The sequence below is a fragment of the Magnetospirillum sp. UT-4 genome (genome assembly GCF_902729435.1).
GTDB lineage: Bacteria > Pseudomonadota > Alphaproteobacteria > Rhodospirillales > Magnetospirillaceae > Magnetospirillum.
In genome coordinates this window covers 117,498-137,119 of record NZ_LR746521.1, presented here as the reverse complement: position 1 = coordinate 137,119, position 19,622 = coordinate 117,498, and the positions used below count along the sequence as shown (strand labels likewise).

At 69.2% G+C, this 19,622-nt stretch carries 18 protein-coding genes; 1 reads left to right on the top strand and 17 read right to left on the bottom strand.

Going from position 1 to position 19,622, the window contains the following annotated elements; translation table 11 throughout:
• Window positions 1-73 precede the first annotated feature (73 nt).
• Window positions 74-1,012, top strand: coding sequence for a CDF family Co(II)/Ni(II) efflux transporter DmeF (gene dmeF, locus MTBUT4_RS15845; RefSeq protein ID WP_173980662.1), 939 nt, complete (start codon window positions 74-76; stop codon window positions 1,010-1,012).
• 3 nt (window positions 1,013-1,015) lie between these two features.
• Here dmeF and MTBUT4_RS15840 read toward each other — a convergent pair whose 3' ends face one another.
• The 17 genes from MTBUT4_RS15840 to MTBUT4_RS15760 form a co-directional block, all read right to left on the bottom strand.
• Complete coding sequence (locus tag MTBUT4_RS15840) at window positions 1,016-1,750, bottom strand: ATP-binding protein (protein WP_173980661.1); 735 nt, start codon at window positions 1,748-1,750, stop codon at window positions 1,016-1,018.
• Window positions 1,743-2,402 (bottom strand): STAS domain-containing protein, encoded by a 660-nt coding sequence (locus MTBUT4_RS15835; protein ID WP_173980660.1) that lies wholly within the window; start codon window positions 2,400-2,402, stop codon window positions 1,743-1,745. The genes MTBUT4_RS15840 and MTBUT4_RS15835 overlap by 8 nt, the downstream gene beginning before the upstream one ends.
• A 22-nt stretch (window positions 2,403-2,424) precedes the next feature.
• Complete coding sequence (locus tag MTBUT4_RS15830; protein WP_173980659.1) at window positions 2,425-3,303, bottom strand: methyl-accepting chemotaxis protein; 879 nt, start codon at window positions 3,301-3,303, stop codon at window positions 2,425-2,427.
• Between the two features lie 11 nt (window positions 3,304-3,314).
• The gene (locus tag MTBUT4_RS15825) at window positions 3,315-4,580 is read right to left on the bottom strand and encodes a PP2C family protein-serine/threonine phosphatase (RefSeq protein WP_173980658.1); all 1,266 of its coding nucleotides are present in this window, start codon (window positions 4,578-4,580) and stop codon (window positions 3,315-3,317) included.
• Window positions 4,581-4,752: 172 nt separating this feature from the next.
• Window positions 4,753-5,517 (bottom strand): MBL fold metallo-hydrolase, encoded by a 765-nt coding sequence (locus tag MTBUT4_RS15820; protein WP_173980657.1) that lies wholly within the window; start codon window positions 5,515-5,517, stop codon window positions 4,753-4,755.
• 20 nt (window positions 5,518-5,537) lie between these two features.
• On the bottom strand, window positions 5,538-6,254 hold the full coding sequence (locus tag MTBUT4_RS15815) for a hypothetical protein (protein ID WP_173980656.1): 717 nt from the start codon (window positions 6,252-6,254) through the stop codon (window positions 5,538-5,540).
• A 73-nt stretch (window positions 6,255-6,327) separates the two neighbouring features.
• Window positions 6,328-7,944: an ATP-binding protein gene (locus tag MTBUT4_RS15810; RefSeq protein ID WP_173980655.1), complete on the bottom strand. Its 1,617-nt coding sequence runs from the start codon at window positions 7,942-7,944 to the stop codon at window positions 6,328-6,330.
• 20 nt (window positions 7,945-7,964) lie between these two features.
• A complete protein-coding gene (locus tag MTBUT4_RS15805; protein ID WP_173980654.1) occupies window positions 7,965-9,671 on the bottom strand; it encodes a response regulator in 1,707 nt (568 codons plus the stop codon).
• Complete coding sequence (cheB, locus tag MTBUT4_RS15800) at window positions 9,668-10,723, bottom strand: chemotaxis-specific protein-glutamate methyltransferase CheB (RefSeq protein WP_173980653.1); 1,056 nt, start codon at window positions 10,721-10,723, stop codon at window positions 9,668-9,670. Before cheB ends, MTBUT4_RS15805 begins: the two co-directional genes overlap by 4 nt.
• Complete coding sequence (locus MTBUT4_RS15795) at window positions 10,720-13,011, bottom strand: response regulator (protein WP_173980652.1); 2,292 nt, start codon at window positions 13,009-13,011, stop codon at window positions 10,720-10,722. Before MTBUT4_RS15795 ends, cheB begins: the two co-directional genes overlap by 4 nt.
• On the bottom strand, window positions 13,011-14,633 hold the full coding sequence (locus MTBUT4_RS15790; protein WP_173980651.1) for a methyl-accepting chemotaxis protein: 1,623 nt from the start codon (window positions 14,631-14,633) through the stop codon (window positions 13,011-13,013). The genes MTBUT4_RS15795 and MTBUT4_RS15790 overlap by 1 nt, the downstream gene beginning before the upstream one ends.
• A gap of 13 nt (window positions 14,634-14,646) precedes the next feature.
• Window positions 14,647-15,195: a chemotaxis protein CheW gene (locus MTBUT4_RS15785; protein WP_173980650.1), complete on the bottom strand. Its 549-nt coding sequence runs from the start codon at window positions 15,193-15,195 to the stop codon at window positions 14,647-14,649.
• A complete protein-coding gene (locus MTBUT4_RS15780) occupies window positions 15,192-16,613 on the bottom strand; it encodes a protein-glutamate O-methyltransferase CheR (RefSeq protein ID WP_254434893.1) in 1,422 nt (473 codons plus the stop codon). Before MTBUT4_RS15780 ends, MTBUT4_RS15785 begins: the two co-directional genes overlap by 4 nt.
• A gap of 5 nt (window positions 16,614-16,618) precedes the next feature.
• On the bottom strand, window positions 16,619-17,131 hold the full coding sequence (locus MTBUT4_RS15775) for a chemotaxis protein CheW (RefSeq protein WP_254434888.1): 513 nt from the start codon (window positions 17,129-17,131) through the stop codon (window positions 16,619-16,621).
• 79 nt (window positions 17,132-17,210) lie between these two features.
• Complete coding sequence (locus tag MTBUT4_RS15770; RefSeq protein WP_173980647.1) at window positions 17,211-18,302, bottom strand: ParA family protein; 1,092 nt, start codon at window positions 18,300-18,302, stop codon at window positions 17,211-17,213.
• 400 nt (window positions 18,303-18,702) lie between these two features.
• Window positions 18,703-18,996, bottom strand: a complete 294-nt coding sequence (locus tag MTBUT4_RS15765) for a cytochrome C oxidase subunit IV family protein (protein WP_173980646.1) — start codon at window positions 18,994-18,996, stop codon at window positions 18,703-18,705.
• A 2-nt stretch (window positions 18,997-18,998) separates the two neighbouring features.
• Window positions 18,999-19,568, bottom strand: a complete 570-nt coding sequence (locus tag MTBUT4_RS15760) for a cytochrome c oxidase subunit 3 (RefSeq protein WP_173980645.1) — start codon at window positions 19,566-19,568, stop codon at window positions 18,999-19,001.
• Window positions 19,569-19,622: the final 54 nt, after the last annotated feature.

Here is a 19,622-nt window from a genome sequence, read left to right as displayed (position 1 = left end):
GCCGGGGCGTTGACCCGGTGGGGCGGAGGTTGTACCATTGACGCAAGTCATTTTCACTCTCAGGCCGCTCCCCATGCACACACGTGACCTGTCGCCTTGGCGCCATTCGCACCGATTTGAGACCGGCGGCGAGGATGGGGCGGCGCGGCGCACCCGCGTCGTTCTGGTCCTGACCCTGGTGACCATGGTGGTGGAAATCACCGCCGGGACCGTCTTCAACTCCATGGCGCTGCTGGCCGATGGCTGGCACATGTCGACCCATGCGGCGGCCATGGGTATCGCCATGGCCGCCTATGCCTTCGCCCGCCGCCATGCCGACGATCCCCGCTTCGCCTTCGGCACCGGCAAGGTGGGGTCGCTGGCGGGCTTCGCCAGTGCCGCCGTGCTGGGGCTGACGGCGCTGCTGATGGCCTGGGAATCGGTCCAGCGGCTGTTGTCGGTCCAGGTCATCGCCTTCGCCGAGGCGCTGACGGTGGCGGTACTGGGGCTGGTGGTCAACCTGGTCAGCGCCTTCATCCTGGGCGGGCATGGGCATGGGCATGGGCATGGGCACGACCATGACGACCATGACCACCACCACCACGACCACAATCTGCGGGCCGCCTATCTCCACGTGTTGGCCGACGCGCTGACCTCGGTGCTGGCGGTGGCGGCGCTGCTGGCGGGCAAGGCCTACGGCTGGTGGTGGCTGGACCCGGCCATGGGCCTGGTCGGCGCGGCGGTCATCGGCCGCTGGGCGTGGGGGCTGCTGCGCCAGTCCGGCGCCGTCCTGCTGGACATGAGCGGCGAGGACGGCATGGCGCGGTCGGTGCGGGCCGCCATGGAAGGCGACGGCGAAACCCGTGTCGCCGACCTGCATCTGTGGCAGGTGGGGCCGGGCCATCTGGCGGCCATCGTCGCGGTGGTGGCGGGAACGCCCCGCCCGGTGGACTATTACCGCGACCGGCTGGCCGGGCTGGCCGGCCTCAGCCACGTCACCATCGAGGTCCACAGCTGCGCCGGATCGGAATAGCTCTCACCACGCGAAACGCATCACCAGCGTGCGGCCGCCATCCTCGCCGGCGACGTCGGCGGCGAGTTGGCGGATCAGGCCCAGGCCGCGGCCGCTTTTGGCCTCGCGATCGGCCGAACGGGCCAGCCGGCTGTCGATGTCGAATCCTTCGCCCTGGTCCGAGACACTGACGGTCAGATGCCCGCCTCCGCCCGAAGCCGCCACGTCGACCCGGCGGCCGGCGAAATGGGGATCACGCAGGCGGTCCTCCAGCAGACTGTGGAAGTGCTGGTATTCCGCCAGGCTGGCCCGCATGTCGCTGGAAATTCCCAGGCTGCCGTGGATGACGGCGTTGCCCACCGCCTCGCCCAGGGCCAGTTCGATGCTGTCCCGCACCGCCTCGGGCGGCGCGAAGCGCTGGGCGATGGAGCGGATGCACAGCGCGGCGACATCGCATTCATAGGCGGTGGCGGCGATCAGCGACAGGCAGAAGCCGCCGCCGCGCACGGCATCGAGGCAGCGCCGTCCCAGCTCGAGCGGGCGCGGGCCGTCGCCCTGCACGAAGCCGCTCAGGGGCGGATGCAGGCCGAGCTGGATGCGCGAGAAGTCGCCGGCGGCCAGCAGGATGCGGTGGGCCGAATCCAGGCCCATTCCTTCGACGAAGGGCACCACCTGGGCGCCGGCCGCATCGAGGTCGTGCACCGGTTTCGGCGCGACCCGGACGCCGTCGGCGAGCAGCAGGATGGCGGGCTCAGGCATCGTCGCGGATCTTCACCACCGAGGCGATGGCGGCGAGGTTGAACAACTGCGCCACCTTGCCCCGCGGCGACAGCAGCTCGACGGCGCAGCCGTTGCGTTCCAGCTCCTCGCGGGCGAGCAGCAGCAGGGACAGGCCGGCGGAATCCATGAAGTCCAGCTCCGACACGTCGATGCGCAGCAGCTTGCAGCCGGCGCACACCCACTCCTTCAGCGCCGCCTCGTAGGTCTCGTGATCGGCGAAGGTCAGCCGCCCCGACAGCGCCACCGCGCAGCCGCCATCCGCCTCGCGCCGCAGCGGCGACACCCGCACCCCGACCCGCGGCAGGCTTTCGCTGACGCTATGGCGCGGCGCCGCTTCCACCGACAGCGCCACGTCCAGGTTGGCGAGCTGGAAGATGCGGCCGACCGCGCCCCGCGCATTGCGCACGACCAGGGTATTGTGCTGCCCCTTGGCCGCCTCCGAGGCCAGCAGGAACAGCCCGATGCCGAAGGAATCGACGAAATCCAGCCGTTCCAGGTCGATCACCACGGTGCGCCCGGATCCCGACTTGGCGGCCTCGATGACCGGCGTGAATCCGTCGTTGTCCTGGTAGGTGAAGCGCCCGGCCAGACGAAAGACCTGCGGTTCTCCGGTGTCGACGTGGATCTCCATGATCCCGGTGCCCTTTCCCGTCCTAAAAGAGTTCCATGTCGCCGCCGCCCGGCTCCCGCCCGTCGGTCTCGGCCAGGTGGGAGGCGCCGAACTCCAACTCCCCCGTCGCCGCCAGCCCTTCCAGCGCCTCGGCGACCCGGATCAGCCGCTGGCGGGTACGGTCCTCGTACTGCATATCGGTGACGATGGCCGCCACCGCGGATTCCACCGCCTGCGCGATGCCGATGCTCTCCTGCACCGTGCGGGCGAGGATGGCGTCGCGCTCGACCAGCATGGCCAGGGTGCCCTCGACCTCGTCCTTGGCCTCGATCTCGGCGGTCATGTCCACCGACGCCACCTGCGCCAGGCTGGCATGGCCTTCCTTCAGCGCCGCGGCGATGGCCGCGATCTCGCCCTTGATGCCCGCCGCCAGCTCCTTGGTGGTACGCGACAGCTCGCGCACCTCGCCGGCCACCACGCCGAAGCTGCGGCCGGCCTCGCCCGCACGCTCGGCCTCGATGCGGGCGTTCAGCGCCAGCAGGTTGGTCTTGGCGGTGATGCGGTCGATGCCCTCGACCGAGCGCTGGAGGCGCGACAGGTCCTCGATGATGGTGTCGATGGAGCGGACCATGCTGACCGCCTGCTTGGACAGGTGCAGCACCTCCTGGACGAACTTGGACAGGGTGCCGCCAAGATGATCCATAACCGCGCTGAAATCGCGGCTGTCGCCATCACTGACCGCGCCAGTGGCGGCCAGCACGTCGTGCACGCAGGCAGTCTGCTTGGCGGTGGACTTGGCCAGGTCGAAGAAGCGGCCGGTCAGTTCGCTGCTGGCCGAGCTGACCTGCCCGGCAATGGCGCGCAATTCCTCGGCCGCCTGGCGGATGCCCTGGTCCGCGAAATGGCTCTTGCCTCCGTCCACGCGCCGCCTCCTCAGGTCCGCCGCAGCCACAGGGCGGTCAGGTCGTCGTCACTGCCGCCCGGCACCGCGTCCTGGAACTGCGCCATGATCCCGGCCAGCCCCTGCGTCGAGGCGCAATCGACGACCATGGCGCGCAGCCCGTCCTCGCCCACCATGGTGCCGTCGGGGCACAGGCTTTCGGTCATCGCGTCACTGTAGACAAAAAGCGCGGCACCATGGGGGAATTCCATGCACCGGGTGGGATAGCGGGTGCCGGCCGAGATGCCGAGCGGCAGGCCGGACGTGTCGAGCATGCGCATGCCGTCGGTGGTGAAGACCAGCGGTGGCGGCGCCCCGGCGCCGGCCCATGCCAGCTCGCCGTTCTCCAGGTCCAGGACGGCGTGGAACATGGTGGCGAACTGGCCGGGAGCGATCAGCGTCTTGAGTTCGCGGTTCGCCGCCGTCAGCAGTTCCCCCGGGTCGCTGGTGGAGCGGCACAGGCTGCCCATCAGGGTGTGCAGCCGAAAAACGTTGAGCGCGGCGGAGATGCCGTGACCCGAGAAGTCGAAGGAGAACAGGTCGAGCCGGCCGGCGCCGCGCTCAAACAGGCCCCACAGATCGCCGCCGATCATCGAGGACGGCTCGAAATAGGCCTCGATGGAAATTCCCAGGGCGCGCAGTCCGGGTTCGACCAGGCCGGGCCGCGGCAGCAGGTCGAACTGCATGGCGCGCGCCGCCGCCAGCTCGCGCCCGACCCGGTCCTGCTCCTGGCGCAGGCGATCAATCAGCTCGCCGCGTTCGATCTGCGCCGCCATCCGGGTGATGGCGTAGCGGATGGCGCGGCCGACGGCGGAGCCCGGGTCTTCGCCCTTGACCAGATAGTCCTGGGCGCCCAGTTCCAGGGCGCGCTCGGCCAGCACCGGATCGGACAGCCCGGTCATCACCACGATGGGCAGAAGCGGCGCCGCCGCCAGCAGCCGGGTCACCGTCTCGATACCGGCGGAATCGGGCAGCGACAGGTCGAGCAGGGCGACGTCGAACGGTTCCTCCTCGACCAGCTTGTCCCTGGCCGCCGCCAGCGTCTCGACATGGACCACGGTGGGGTGGAGATCGGTCTGGTTGCGCAGCGCGTGCTGGATCAGCCGAGCGTCGCCCAGCATGTCCTCGACCAGCAGGATGCGCAGATCACGGGAACGGACCGGATGGCGCGGGGTGGAAACCGCCTCGGCCCGCTGCACGGTGCGCTGCTCCCGCTGACCGCCGAGAAGTACCAGACCGGCGTCCACCTGCGCATTCATCCCGGACCTGTCCTTGACACTGGCTGAGCCAAAACCTTGACGCACAGCCTGTCGTCAAGAAACTATACGAAGGCGTGGGCCTTCTGACCAGAGGTATTAGCCTCTTGGCAGAAGGGCGGGGGTTGGACCCAGGGGCGAATGAATGGCCGGTGCTAGCCGCCGCGAAGGGTGATCAGAACCCGACCTGATCGTAGGCGTCGAGCCCGCTGCCCACCGGCAGCGCCGCCAGCCAGTCGAGGAAGCGTCCGACGTCCTCGCCGCGGAAGATGAGGCCGTGCTGGGGGGCCAGCATGTCGACGTCCAGGCGCCGCACCATGGCCACCCACTTGTCGCGGGCGTCGCGGCTGCCCAGCCAGCGGCGGTGGAACCCCTCCATGTAGCCGGTGTGCTCGGAAAAATTCTCGACGAAGATGCCGGTCCGCCGCTCGCGCGGCACCAGGCTGGCGCCGACATCGCCGCTGAACAGGATCTTCGCCCTGGCGTCGTAGATCCCGAAATTTCCCGGCGAATGCAGGTAATGGGCCGGCACCGCGCGCACCGCGACCGATGGCGATAGCCTGATCTCGGCGCCCGGATCGGGAAGGGTGACGAACTGCGCGTGGCTGTCGAAATGACTGAGGAAGCCGGTCCACAGCCACGACACATGAATGGTCAGGTCGGCCGGGCAGACCCGCCGCCACAGGGACAGCGCCGACGACACGTCCGGGTCCTGGTGCGACAGGAACAGGTGCTTGAGGCGCTCGACCCCCACTTCCTGGGTCACCGCCGCGACCATGGCGGGAAACAGCTCGATGCCGCCCGGGTCGAGCAGCACGGCGTCGCGGTCGCTGGTCACCACGAACTGGGTGGTGTCGATGATGGTGTCCAGTTGCTCGGGATCCTGGCCGAAGGCGAGCCAGCGGTGGTCGCCCTGCTGCCAGATGGTGAAGCACTTCATTCCGCCCACCCGTCCTTATGTCAAATCCTGCCCACGGCCAGCGCCGCCAGGGCATGGTTCATGTCCGCCACCGCGCGCAGCGACCGCCCGGCATTGTCGACCATCGCCCGCAATTCCTCGACGCGTCCGCGCATGAAATCGGCGATGGCCTTGATGTCGGCCTCGAACGGTCCGGCCCCGCTCGCCTCGATGGCGATGTTGGCGGAGATCAGCTCGACCTGCAACACCACCTCGCGGGCGGTGCGGACCATCCCGACCAGCCCCTCGTGGGCGCGGCGCATCCCCGCCACCGCCTCGCCGAAGCCCTTCATCTCGTTGCGCCATGCCGCCTCCAGCGCCGCCAGGGCGGAATCACCGGGCGTCCGGCCGGTGGCCAGGATGCGGGCGCCGCCGCCCTCGATCTTGTCGACGTCGTTGGCGATGCGCAGCACCATGCCGGCCTGGGCGTAGGTACACTTCTTCAGGGCGACCATTTCCGGGATCATGGCGAGCATGCGGGTGACCGCCTCGGTGACGAACTGGGTGAGCACCCGCACCGCCCGGCCGTGATCGCCGGCGCGGGCCGAGACCAGCTCGGCATTGACCGACATGATGCGCATCTGGTCGATCAGCTGCGGCAATCCGTCGAAGGTGTGATAGGCCGCCTGGCAGCGTTCGTACAGGGTGGCGACCTGGTCCTTCATGCGGGCCGCACGGTCGTGCCAGCCGGCCTCTGACGAATGCGATTGAATGACCATGCCACCCGATCCATGCCTCTTGGATGCCTTATAGCACCTGTGGCCTAGGGCGAACAGATGGGCCGCTTGAGTGTCAGCGCGTCACGGCAAGGGCGACGGTGCGTTCGGGCGGGAACACCAGGGTCACCCGGGTCCCCTCGCCCACCGCCGAGTGAACCGCCAGGGCGCCGCCGTGCAGTTCCATGAACCCCTTGGCCAGCGGCAGACCGAGGCCGGTGCCTTCGTGCTTGGGCGCCATGGTGTTCTCGACCTGGCCGAAGGGCTGCAGGACCACCGGGATGTCGTCGGCGGCGATGCCGACGCCGTCGTCCTCGATGGTGATCATCACCGCGCCATCTTCCCGGAGTAAGGCGCCGACGCTGATATGGCCGCCCTCGGGGGTGAACTTGGTGGCATTGGCGACGATGTTGAGCAGCACCTGCTTGACCAGCCGCTCGTCGGCGCGCAGGCGGGGGAAGTTGTCGGCGATGCGGAAGGCCAGGGTCTGGCCCTTGACGCCGGCGACGTGGCCGGCCAGGCGCATGGCCGACTGGATGACCTCGCCGACGTCGATCTCGGTCTCGCGCAGGGTGACCTTGCCGACCTCGATGCGCGAGACGTCCAGGATGTCGCTGATCACCCGAAGCAGGTGATGGGCGGATTCGGTGATGTTGCCGAGGTAGCTGCCGTACTTGGCCAGTTCCGCCTCGTTCATCAGGGTCTCGGCCAGCTCGGAGAAGCCGATGATGGCGTTCAGCGGCGTGCGCAGTTCATGGCTCATGTTGGCGAGGAAGACGGTCTTGGCGCGGCTGGCGGCCTCGGCCACGTCGCGGGCCGAGCGGGCCTGCTCCTCGGCCATGGCGCGGCGGCGGATCTCGTCGCGCAGCCAGGCGGTGCGCTCCTCCACCGCCTTCTGCAGCTCCTCGTGGGCGCGGCGCAGGAAGTCCTCGGCCTGCTTGCGCTTGGTGACGTCGCGGGCGATGCCGATCAGGCCGCTGACCTCGTCGTCGTCGCGGACCGGCACCTTCGAGACCGAATACCAGCTGGTGGCGCCATCTGCGCCGACCACCGATTCCAGCTTGTCGATGGTGCCGACGCCGCGATCGATGATGTCGCGTTCCTGCTCCTCCACGGCGCCGGCGCGTCCGTCATGGACCAGTTCGGACAGGGTGCGGCCGATCACCTCGTCGGGCGACGTCACCCCCAGCACCGCCGCCTGGACCGGGCTGATGCGGCTGAAGCGCAGTTCGCGGTCCTTGAAGAAGATGGCGTCGGGGCTGTGGTCCATCAGCGCGCGCAGCAGGCGGCGTTCGCTTTCCAGCGAGCGGCCGAGGCGCCAGCGGTCGGCGGCGGTGCGCACCACCACCTTCAGCTCCAGCGGGTTCCACGGCTTGGACAGGTAGGCGTGGATCTGGCCCAGGTTGACCGCCTTGACCAGGGCGTCGAGATCGGAATAGCCGGTCACCAGCACGCGGGTGGCGTCCGACATCTCGCGGGCCTGGCCCAGCAGCTCGGACCCGGTCATGCCGGGCATGCGCTGGTCCGACAGGATCACCGCCATGTCCTGGACGCGGAGCATGCGCAGGGCCGATTCGGCATCCGAGGCGGTCCACACCGCGAACTCGTCCTCCAGCAGATCGGTGATGGCGGTCAGGATCTGCGGCTCGTCATCGACGACGAGGACGTTGGCCTTGCCCGGTGCGGTCGCCATGTACGCTTCCCCTTTTCCCGTCAGCCGACCAGGCCGCGCGGTATCAATACCTTGAATTCGGTCCCGCGCCCGACCTCGCTGTCGACCTGGATGCGCCCGCCATGGGCCTGGACGATCTTGTAGGAGATCGCCAGGCCGAGCCCGGTTCCCTGCCCCACCGGCTTGGTGGTGAAGAAGGGGTCGAAGATGCGTTCCAGGTGGTCCTTGGCGATGCCGCTGCCGCTGTCCCTCACCGCGATGGCGAACATGTCGCCTTCGATGGCGGTGCGAACGGTTATGGTACCCTTTTCCGCGATGGCGTCCACCGCATTGGCGACGATGTTCATCAGCACCTGGTTGAGCTGGCCGGCGAAACAGCTGAGATCGTTGTCGGCGGCATAGTCGCGGATGACGTCGATGCGGTCGGACATCTTGTGGCGCAGGAACAGCAGGATGGATTCCAGCGCCTCCTTGACGTCGATGGCCTTGAACTCGCCCTCGTCCAGGCGCGAGAAGGTGCGCAGCTTGACCACCAGCTCGCGCACCCGTTCCAGTCCCTGGCCGGTATCGACGATGCGGGCGCGGGCCTTGTCCAGCTTGGCCGCCAGATCGGGGGCCAGCCCGGCGCCGGCCTCGGCCAGCACCGTGGTCAGCCAGTTCTCGATGGAGAACACGTTGGAGAGCGCGAAGGACAGCGGGTTGTTGATCTCGTGGGCGATGCCGGCCACCAGCTGGCCCAGCGAGGCCATCTTCTCGGACTGGATCAGGTGAACCTGGGTCTCGCGCAGCTGGCGGTTGGCCTCCTCCAGATCGCGGTTGGCCCGCGCCAGGCCCTCGGCCAGGGTGGCGCGCGCCTCGGCGGCCTCCTTCTCGGCCTTGGCGCGCAGCGCCTCCATCTCGCGGACCCGGAATTCCTCGATGATGCGCTCGTTCTGCTCCTGCAGGAACTTGCGCCGCAGCAGCGCCCGCAGGCGCGCCCGCAGCACGCTCATCTCGGTCGACTTGCCGACGAAGTCGTCGGCCCCGGCTTCCAGAGCCAGTTGGACGTTCTCCTTGCCCTCGTAGGCCGACAGCATCAGCACCACGATGGGAGGCTCGGCATCGTCGCGCCGCGCCGCCAGCTCGCGGCAGAAGGCCAGCCCGTCCATCTCGGGCATCACCATGTCGACCATGACGCAGTCGAAGGCGCCCTCGCCCAGGCGCCGCAGCCCCTCGGTGGCGCTGACCGCCTGGACCACCTCGCAGCCCTCCTCGCGCAGTTCGCTGGCCAGGGATTCGCGGTAGGTCACGCTGTCGTCGATGATCAGCACGCGGGCGCGGCGGAACAGCGAGCGGGCGACGTCGATCATGGTGGCGTCGCGTCGCGACTTGCGCAGCAGGTTGTGGACCCGGAGCAGCAGGATGTCGACGTCGTCGGACTTGGACACGAAGTCGTCGGCACCGGATTCCAGCCCGTGCAGCTCGGTCGACTGGGTCTCGTCGGCGGTGAGGATCAGGATGGGAATCGAGCGGGTGGTCAGGTTCATGTGGATCTGACGGCACAGCTCGTCGCCCTGGATGCCCGGCAGGTGGTAATCGACGATGATCAGGCTGGGCAGGGCGCGGTTCATCTCCTCCAGCGCCTCTTCACCCGAATAGGCGCACAGGGTGGCGAAGCCCTCGGTCTCGAGGACGTGCTGCAGGCGCAGCGCCTGGGTGGCGGAATCCTCGACGATCAGGATCAGCGGCTTGGCGCCTTCACCGGTCATGCCCCGCGCCCTCCCGCCAGGTCCTTCAGCCGCGCCGCGATGGCGGGCAGCGGCAGCATCTCGCGCACGCCGCCGGCCTTGTCGGCCGCCGCCGGCATGCCGAACACGATGCAGGTGCTTTCGTCCTCGGCCACGGTGTAGCCGCCGGCGGCCTTGAGGTCGGCCATGCCCTCGGCGCCGTCGCTGCCCATGCCGGTCAGCACCACGCCGATGCCGCGCCGCCCCTGGTCGCGGGCGATGGAGGACAGCAGGATGCTGCCCGAAGGCCGCTGGCTGTGCAGCGGCGGATCGTCCAGCAGCACCAGCCGGCCGCCCTTCAGCCCCATGTGGCGGTCGCCCGGCGGCACCCAGACGGTGCCGGGCTCGGGGGTTTCGCCGCCCTGGGCGATGCGGACATCGAACGGGGTCACCCCGGCCAGCCACGACACGAAGCCGTCGAGGAAGCTGGCGGTGATGTGCTGCACCAGCAGGATGGGCAGCGGGAAGCTGGCCGGCAGCGCCCCCAAGAGCTGGGTCAGCGCCTGCGGTCCGCCGGTCGAGGACACGATGCCGACCAGCCCGTAATCGGCGCCGGAACGGCGCGGCGCCGCCGGCGGTTCGGCGGTGCCGAAATTGAGCCCCCGGCTGATGCCCTGGCGCACCACCTTGACCTGGCTCATGATCGCCAGCTGGGTGCACAGATGCGCCGCCATCCCCGAGAAATCGGCGTTGGTGACGCCCACCGGCTTCTCCACCACCGCCAGGGCGCCGGCGCGCAGCGCGTTCATGGCGATGTTGAGTTCGTCGTCGTCCACATTGGCGGCGACCACCACGATGGGCGTGGCCCGCCGGGCCATGATCTGCAAGGTGGCGTCCAGCCCGTTCATCCCCGGCAGGCGGATGTCGAGCGAGATGACGTCGGGCTGCAGGGTGTCGAGCCGGGCCAGGCACTCCTCGGCGCTTTCCACCGCGCCGACCACCTGGAAGCGGGGGTCCGACCCGATGATGTGGAGAAGCAATTCGCGCACGACCAGCGAATCTTCGACGATGAGAACGCGAATCGGCCTGCTCATAGGATCTGCCCGATGGTTTCCAGAAGGTCCTTCTGGTCGAATTTCCGTTTTACCACATAAGCGTCGGCGCCGAGAGCCAGACCGCGCTCGCGATCCTCGCGCGCCTCCAGCGAGGTGACCAGGATCACCGGCACCGATTTCAGCGCCTGGTCGCCCTTGATCGCCTGCAGCAGCCCGAAGCCGTCCAGGCGCGGCATCTGGATGTCCGAGATGACCAGGTCCACATGCTCGGCGCGCAGCCGCGCCAGCGCCTCGATGCCGTCCACCGCCAGGCGCACCACGTAACCGTGGGCCTCCAGGATGCTCTTTTCCAGGGTCCGCGTGGTCAGCGAATCATCGACCACCAGGATCACCGGCACGCGGCGCTCGGCCGGCTTCTCCACCGTGGTCAGCACGCGGGTGGTGCCGGACTTGCGGAAGGTCTCGACGATCTCGAAGGGATTGAGCACCAGGGCGACGTTGCCGTCTTCGAGCAGCATGCCGCCGGCCACCATGGTGCCGAACGCCGCCGGCACCCCGATGTCCTTGACCAGCGCCTCGCGGATGGACAGGAACTCGTCCACCGCCACGCCGACGCGACGCTCGCCGTTCCTCAGCACCACCAGCGGCACCACGTTGCTGCTGACCTTGACCGCGGTCTCGCCCAGGGCCAGCAGATGGGCCAGCGACAGCAGCGGCAGCTGTTCGTCGCCGAGATAGACCACCGACTTGCCTTCCACCGTGCGCACCGCCTCGGCCGGCACCCGGTGCAGACGGTCGATGCCCTCGGTCGGCACGGCGTAGGTATGGCCCTGGCAGCTGACCAGGAACAATCGCTGGGTCGACACCGAGAGCGGCACCGAGATGCGGAAGCGGGTGCCCGCCGGGTCGCGCGGCCGCACCTCGACGGTGCCGTTCATGGCCGTCACCGTCTCGCGCACCACCGACAGCCCCATGCCGCGCCCCGACAGGTCATCGACCGCGCGCGAGGTCGAGAAGCCGGGATCGAAGATGATGTCGATCAGCGCCTGCTCGGCCAGGGCCGCGGCCTCGGCTTCGGTGAACAGGCCATGATCCACCGCCTTGGCGCGGATGGCGCGATAATCGACGCCGCTTCCGTCATCCTCGACCACCACCGCCAGGCGCCCGTCGGCGACGTCGAAGCGCAGCGCCACCACGGCGGCGGCGGGCTTGCCGCCGGCGGCACGGTCGGCCGGCGCCTCGACGCCGTGCGCCAGGGCGTTGCGCAACAGGTGCATGACCGGGTCCTTCAGACCCTGCAGCACCATGCGGTCGGCCTCGACGTCGAGCCCGGCGACCACCACCTCGACCTGCTTGCCGGCGTCGCGGGCAAGGTCGCGCACCATCTTGCGGAAGCCGCCGAACACGCTGTCGGCCGGCACCATGCGGGCGTCGCGAACCTCCTGCTGCAGTTCGCCGCACAACTGGCGCAGCGACCAGCCGGTGCGCTGCTGCATGCGGCGCGACTGGCGCGCCTGGCGCGCCGCGACCTTCAGATGCTCCTCCAGAACCTCGGCCTGGCGGTCCAGCGTCGCCGCCCGCTCGCCGTCGCCGAGATCGCGCAGCGCCGCCGCCGCCGCCTTGCGGATGCGGCGCCATTCGCGGTCGATCTCGGCCAGGCGGCGGTCGACCTCCAGCAGCCCCTCGGTCACCACCCGCTGGGTGATGGTCTCGGTCAGCAATTCGTTGGAGGTGCCGAGCAGGCGGTCGAGATGGACCGCGCGCACCCGCACCGTCTCGTCCGCCGCCACCGCGACGCGCGGCGGCTCGGCCAAGGTCGGTTCGGCGAGGGTGGGTTCGGGCGCCGTGGGTTCGGGCGCCGTGGGTTCGGGCGGGGGCGGTTCGGTGGCGGCAAGGATCTCCAGCGGCACCGGCACCGGCGGCGCCGCCGCCTGGGGGGCATCCTCGGCCAGAAAGGCGTCGATCGCGGCCAGGGCGTCGTCGCCGTCGCCGGGCGGGGCACCGCCGGCCAGCGACTCGGTCCAGTCCTCGATGGTGTCGAGGCCGCGACCGATCACCGTGACCGCCGCGCCGTCCAGCCTGCACCGCCCGGTCCGCACCCGGGCGAACAGGGTCTCCAGGCGATGGGCGATCTGCTCCACCTGGCGGAGGTCGACCGCCCGCGCCGCCCCCTTCAGCGAGTGGGCGCGGCGGAACGCCTCGTCCAGCTGGGCGATGCCGCTGCCTTCGCGGCGAGCCGCCCAGTCCTCCAGCAATTTGCGGATAGCGCCCAGATGCTCGCGGCTTTCGATCTGGAAGGCCGCCAGCAGGCGCTCGCGGATATCCATCAAAGCCGGTACATCTCCAGGGTCTTGGCCAGCTGCTCACTGAGCCGGGTGAGTTCGACCGATGCCTTCTCCAGCTGCCCGGTGGTGGTGGCGGTCTGCTGGCTGGCCTGGCGGATCTCGTGCAGCGCCTGGGTGACCTGCTCGAGGCCGATCTGCTGCTGGTTGGTGGCGCCGACGATCTGCTGGAAGGCGTGCACGCTTTCCTGGATGTTGTTGGCCATCTGGCGGATGACCTGCTCGGACAGGTTGGTGCGCTCGCGCCCGACCTCGACCCTCTTCAGCGCCTCCTCGGTCAGCATCACCGAGGTGTTGATGCCCTTCTGGGTCTGCTCGAGGATGCCGCGCACCTGCGACGTCGCCTCCTTGGCCTGGTCGGCCAGGTTCTTGATCTCGTTGGCGACCACCGAGAAACGGCGCCCCGATTCGCGGGCGTCGGCGGCCTCGATGGCGGCGTTCAGCGCCACCAGGTTGGACTGCTCGGCGATGTCGTTGACGGTGGCGATGATCTCGCCCACCGCCTGGGTGCGCTCGGACAGGGTGATGACGTTCTCGGCCACCGTTTCGGTCTGCTCCCGGATCGCCTCCATGCCGGCGGTGGCATCGCGCACCGCCTGCAGCCCGGCGGTGCCGGAGGTGGCCACCGCCTCGGCGGTGCCGGCGACCTGGCGGGAACGCTCGGCCACCTGCTTGGACGACAGGTTGATCTGCTCGACCGTGGTGGTGATTTCCTGCACCGCCGCCGCCTGCTGCTTGGTGCCGGCCGCCTGTTCCTGGGTCGAGGCCAGGATCTGGGCCGCCGCCAGCGACAGGTTCTCGCACACCGAGCGGGACTGGTGGGCGATCTCGCGCAAGCTGGCCAGCATCTGGTTGAAGGCGCCCTGCAGCATGCCCAGCTCGTCGCCCGAGGTGATGCGCTGGGGATCGAGGCGCAGATTGCCCTTGGCGATCTCGGTGGCGGCCTCGGCACAGGCGGCCAGGGGATCGACGATCTGGCGACTGATGCCCCAGGAAATCACCACGCTGGCCAGGGCCCCGGCCAGCCCGACCAGGATCTGGTACAGCAGCACCTGGTTGATCTGGTCCTCGGTCTCGCGGATGTAGGCCTTCAGGGCCTGGTCGGCGTTCTGGGTCAGCAGCGCCTGCAGCCCGACCAGCTCCTTCAGCTTCTCGCCCCGGCGCGGATCGGCGGCAGCCATCGCCAGGTAGCGGCCGGCCTCGCCCTCCAGCTGGCGCAGCAGCACCGCCTGCTCCGCCAGGCGGGCGCGGACGTCGCTGTTGCGCTCGGCCGGGACCATGGCCCGCCGGCCGGTCTCGGCATCGGCCAGAATGCTGCCGCCGTCCATCAGGGCCGCCTGGGTCTCGCGCAGGGTGCGCAGGGTGGCCTCGGGTTCCGCCGCCGGCATCAGCCCCTGGCCAACCAGGATCACCTCCTTGACGTACTTCTGCGACAGCATGCGCTGGCGCCCGGACAGGTCGGCAATGGCGGTGTGTTCCTTCTGGCCCAGGATGGTCCAGGCGTTGAAGCCGATCAGGCCGGCCAGGACGGCGGTGAACAGGAAGGCCACCACGGTGAACTTGTGGCGCAACCTCATCTTTTTCCACAGGGAGAGTTGAGCGGGCATCCTCGGCTTTCCTTCAGGTGGCGCGGCGTGGGTCGGTACGTCGGTCCCGCAGGACGTCGAGCGCCAGGATCTGGGCCGGGTCGAGCAGGATGGTGGTGTCGGGGGTGATGCCGGCGACGAAGCGCTGCGGCAGCCCGTTGGCGGTGCGGTGCGGCAGGGTCAGCCCGGCCTCGTCGATGAAGCGGATGCGCTCGACCAGATCGGCGCGCAGGCCGACCTCGCGGCCGCCGGCGCGCAGGAAGACCCCGTAGCAGCGGAGGTTCGGCGCCGGCTCGGCCAGGCCGAGCAGGACATGCAGGTTGAGTACCGGGCGGATTTCGCCGCGCACGTTGGTCACCCCCAACAGGTGCTGGGCCTGGCCCGGCACCGGCGTGACCCCGGCCAGGGGCATCACCTCGGCCAGCGCATCCAGCGGCAGCGCATAGGTCTCGCCGGCCACCTGGAAGCACAGCACGCCGGTCCCGGCGGGGCGCTCCTCGCTGCGCTCGCGCGGGGCCGCCAGCCGCTCGGCCCTGAGGCGCAGCACCTGTTCGGCGAAGAAGTCGGGGGCGGTCGCGCTCATGTCTCACCGATGGACGAAAGATGCATGGCGACGGTCTCCCGCAACTGCCCGGCGGTGAGATGGTCGCCGTTCTCCAGTTCGCTGTCCGCGTCCAGCCGTTCGAGCAGCGCCAGCACGTTGCGGAACGAGCGGCGCGCCCCCTGTGAATCGCCCCGTCGCGCCAGGAACAGGCCGAGATGGTAATGGGCGAGCACCGCCTGCCGGTCGAGGTAGATGGTCCGGCGCAGCGCCGTTTCGCAGGCCCCGAGGTCGCCCATCTGCTCGACGATCAGCGCCCGCAGGAAATGGGCGCCGGCATCGAGGGCGTCGGTCGCGATGAGGCCGTCGCAGGCGGCCAGCGCCTCTTCCCAGCGGCCGAGATCGGCCAGTTCGCGCACCCGGTCGAGGGCCGGCGGCGCCGGCCGGGGGGAAACGGGAAGCGGCGGCGAAAGCGGGGCCGGACTGGATGGCGCCCGCGTCGGGAGCGCTTTCGGCAGGCGCGCCTGGGGCGGCGGCGGCGGCGGCGGGGGAGGCGGCGGCGCCGGCCGGACGATGGCGGCCGGCGGCGCCGGCTCGGTGCGCGGATTGTCCAGACGCTGGTACAGCACCGCGCCGGGGGCGTTGACGGTGCGGAAGCTGCGGAACAGCTCCTGGTTGGGCTCGGCATGGCCCATCACCAGCCAGCCGCCGTCGATCAGCGATTCGCGGAAACAGGGCACCAGCTCGCGCACCGTCTCGGGGCTGAAATAGATGATGACGTTGCGGCAGATGACGATGTCGAAGGCGGCGATGTTGTCCACCAGCGACGGGAAGCGGTTGCGGATCAGGTTGTGGTACTGGAAGGTGACGAACGACTTGTATTCGGGGCGGATCACCCACTGCCGCCCCACCTTCTCGAAGCAGTCGCGGCGCAGGTCGTCGGGCACCGCCCGGAACGCCCATTCGTCGTAGCGTCCCTCGCGCGCCCGGGCGAGGAACTTCTGGTTGATGTCGGTGCCGACGATGGCCACGTGCCAGCCGGCGATCTGGGCGCCGAACTCGCGCCGCAGCATGATCGCCAGGGAATAGGGCTCGGGCCCCGTGGCGCAGCCGGCGCTCCAGATGCGCAGCCGGCGGAACGGCGCGTTGCGGGCCAGCACGTCGGGCAGGATGAGGTCGCGCAGGGCGTCGAACTGTTCCTTGTGGCGGAAGAAATAGGTCTCGCCGATGGTCAGCTCGGCCACCAGCGCATCCATCTCGGCGCCGCCCCGCTCGGGGTCGCAGATCAGGTCCAGGTAGCGCAGGCAGTTGCCGGCCCCGATTTCGGCCATGCGGGCCGAGACGATGGCGGCCAGGTCGTCGTCCTTGTCGGCGTAGAAGGCCATGCCGGTGGTTTCGATCACCAGCGCCTTGAGACGGGGAAAGAAGGGGTCGGCGACCAGGGTGGCCGGCGGCGGCATGGTGTTCACGAACCCGGCTCCACCCATGCGGCCAGCCGCGCCTCGGCCCGCTCGCGGAATTCGCCGAGGCGGCGGCGCTCCTCCTCCATCAGCATCCGGGTCCAGTCGAGGAAATGAACGGACGCGCCGCCGTCGTCCAGCTCGCCCGCCAGGCAGCCCTGGAACGAGGTGTCGTCGGCCACCGGCAGCAGGCGGAAATCCACCGCCGGGCGCACCGCCTCGACATGATGGACCAGCAGCCCGACCTCGCCCTCCGCCCCCGGCCGCATCACCAGGATCGAGGCATCCAGCCCGAAGACGCCCTTGCCCAGACCCAGCAGCAGGTCGGCCCGCAGCACCGGCACCGCGGCACCGCCGAGGTTGAGCACGCCCTCCACCACCGCCGGCAGCTGCGGCGGCCGCGCCAGCTGGCAGTACGGCACCACCTCGCGCACGACATCGACGGCCAGCGCGAAAGATTCGCAGCCGACCCGGAAGACGACGAAGGAATGAGGTTCGCTGGCGGAAATCCCCGGCACCCTTGCCCCCTGGAACACTTCCGCCATTAAAGCAAAAGCGCGGGCGCCCTACAATCGGCCTGGAGCTTGGGGGGAAATCTCAGGTGAGGCCGAACGCGACGGCCAGCATGCGCATCCCTTCGAAGCCCATGCCGACGATTGCCACCGCGATGCCAAGGACTGCCAGCAGGAAGACGATCAGCGACAGCCGGTTCTCGATGAAGAAATGGACCAGCGACAGGTGCATCCGTTCCATCGGCGTGCGTTCGCCGTAGAGCATGCGGTCGAGCTGGTCCCGCCCCTGGCGCACCCGTTCCGACCCCGGCCGGTCGAGGGCATTGGCGAACTCGCCCTGCCAGCGCTGCAGGCGCTCCAGCGCCTGGGGCCGCTCGGCCGGCGCCGCCACCTCCTCGCCGGCCTTGGCGGCGATCTTGCGGTGGCGGTCGAGGAATTCCACGGTGAAATCGAGATGGGCCTGGGCGGCCGGCGATTTCGGCGCATAGACGCAGACCGGCAGCCGCGCGGTGGCGGCCTCGATCACCGTGGTGTCGCGCGGAATCTCGGCGTCGTAGACGGTGCCTCCCAGGCGCGAGCGGATCAGCTTGCCGATCTTCCTGGCGGTCTTGTGGCGGTCGTGGATGGTGAACAGCACGCCCTGCAGCAGCAGGTTCTTGTTGAGCCCCTCCTGCACGTACTTGATGGACGGCAGCGTCCGCATCAGGCCGTCATTGGCATAGGGCGTGGCGGTGACCGGAATGATCACACCGTGCGCCGCCGCCAGTGCGTTGACCGGCAGGATGCCCAGCGCCGGCGGGCAGTCGATCACCACGTAGTCGCAGTCGAAATGGGTGTGCCCCAGAATGTTGGTCAGGGTGCGCTGGGAATCCTTCAGCTCCGACAGCTTGATCTCGATCCCGGCCAGGCTGTAGGTGGAGGGCACCACCCGCACCCCGTCGAAGATGGTCGGCAGCATCACCTCGGCGATGTCGGCGGCGCCGATGAACAGGTCGTAGACACCCCGCTTGACGGCGGGATCGACGCCCAGGCTCTTGGTCGAATCGCCCTGGGAATCCAGGTCGATGAGCACCACCGATTTACCATGGGCAGCCAGACACACCGCAAGGTTGGTACTTGTGGTGGTCTTGGATATACCGCCCTTCTGGTTGAATATGGCAACAATATAGGGTCTCATCGCCCCGACCGCTCGCTTTTGCCGCTTGCCGATACTCGTTCGGAGTCTTCACCCCTAGACGTCGCCTCCTGGCACCGGGCCAAGGACGACTTTTTCGTAAGACATATTAGGGCATAGCTACCCATCTTTGCCACACAGGTTAAGCATAGACGCGGAGTCTGCGCAACAAAAGACAGCGAAATGGATTTCGCCTGTCACAAGGTTGCCCGAAAAATAAAGAATTCATTAACTTCCCCCGCCGCCCCGCGAGGATGGAATTCGCCTCTATTGACCGCTGCGTGCGTAGTTCGGCCGCCCACCGGTCACCTGACAATATACGGACGCGCGCCGCCGCCGCCAGGGGTGGAAAGCCATAGACCGACGGCCGCCGGTCGCCCTGCGCTTCAGCCAGAGGGGGGTGTCAGAATGCGGGGATCAGATAGGCGACCATCAGGCCGCCCAGGATCGCCGCCAGCATGGCGGCGAAGAAGCCGCGCCAGCCGGCATCGGCGCGGCGCAGGTCGAGGAAGTGGTGCAGCACCAGCCGGGCCTTGAAGTACGAGGCCGCCAGCGCCACCGCCGCCGCCGCCGCGCCGGCCTCGACCTGGCCGAATCCCAGCACCGCCACCAGCGACAGGCCGGTGAGGCCGGCCAGCCAGGCCCAGGCCCGCGCCAGCCGGCGGCTCCAGTCCCTGGCGGCTTCGTCGTGGGTCATGGTCACCGCACCAGATAGACGATGGGGAACAGGATCAACCAGATCAGATCGACCATGTGCCAGAAGGCGGTGCCGGTCTCGATGTTCTCCGCCGAGAACCGCCAGCCGACGATGGCCAGCACGATGATGCCCATCACCACGTGCATGGCGTGGAAGCCGGTCATCAGGTAGAACAGGGTCCAGAAGGTGTCGGTCTCGATGCCGATGCCGTGGGCCGCCTTGTCGGCGTATTCCACCCCCTTCACCGCCAGGAACGCCACGCCAAGCGCGCCGGCCGCCGCCAGAAAGCGGCGCGAGGCCGCCACCCGGCCGTCATGGGCCGCCTGCACCGCCTTGGCGGCGAGCCAGCCGCTGCTGACCAGGATCAGGGTGTTGGCGCCGCCCAGCGCGATGTCCAGCCGGGCCTGGCCGGCGCGGAACACCTCGGGCTCGAACAGGCGGGCACCGCCGAAGCCGAGGAAGAAGGCGCCGAACACCAGCAGCTCGCTGATGATCAGCACCCACATGATGGGGTTGCCGGGCAGGCTGGACAGGGCGCCCCAGCCCTGGCCGGTCTCGGTTGCATCGGTCATGGCCGGCACGCTACGGCGGCGGCGGCACCCCGCCATTGACCCCGGTCAAGGCCC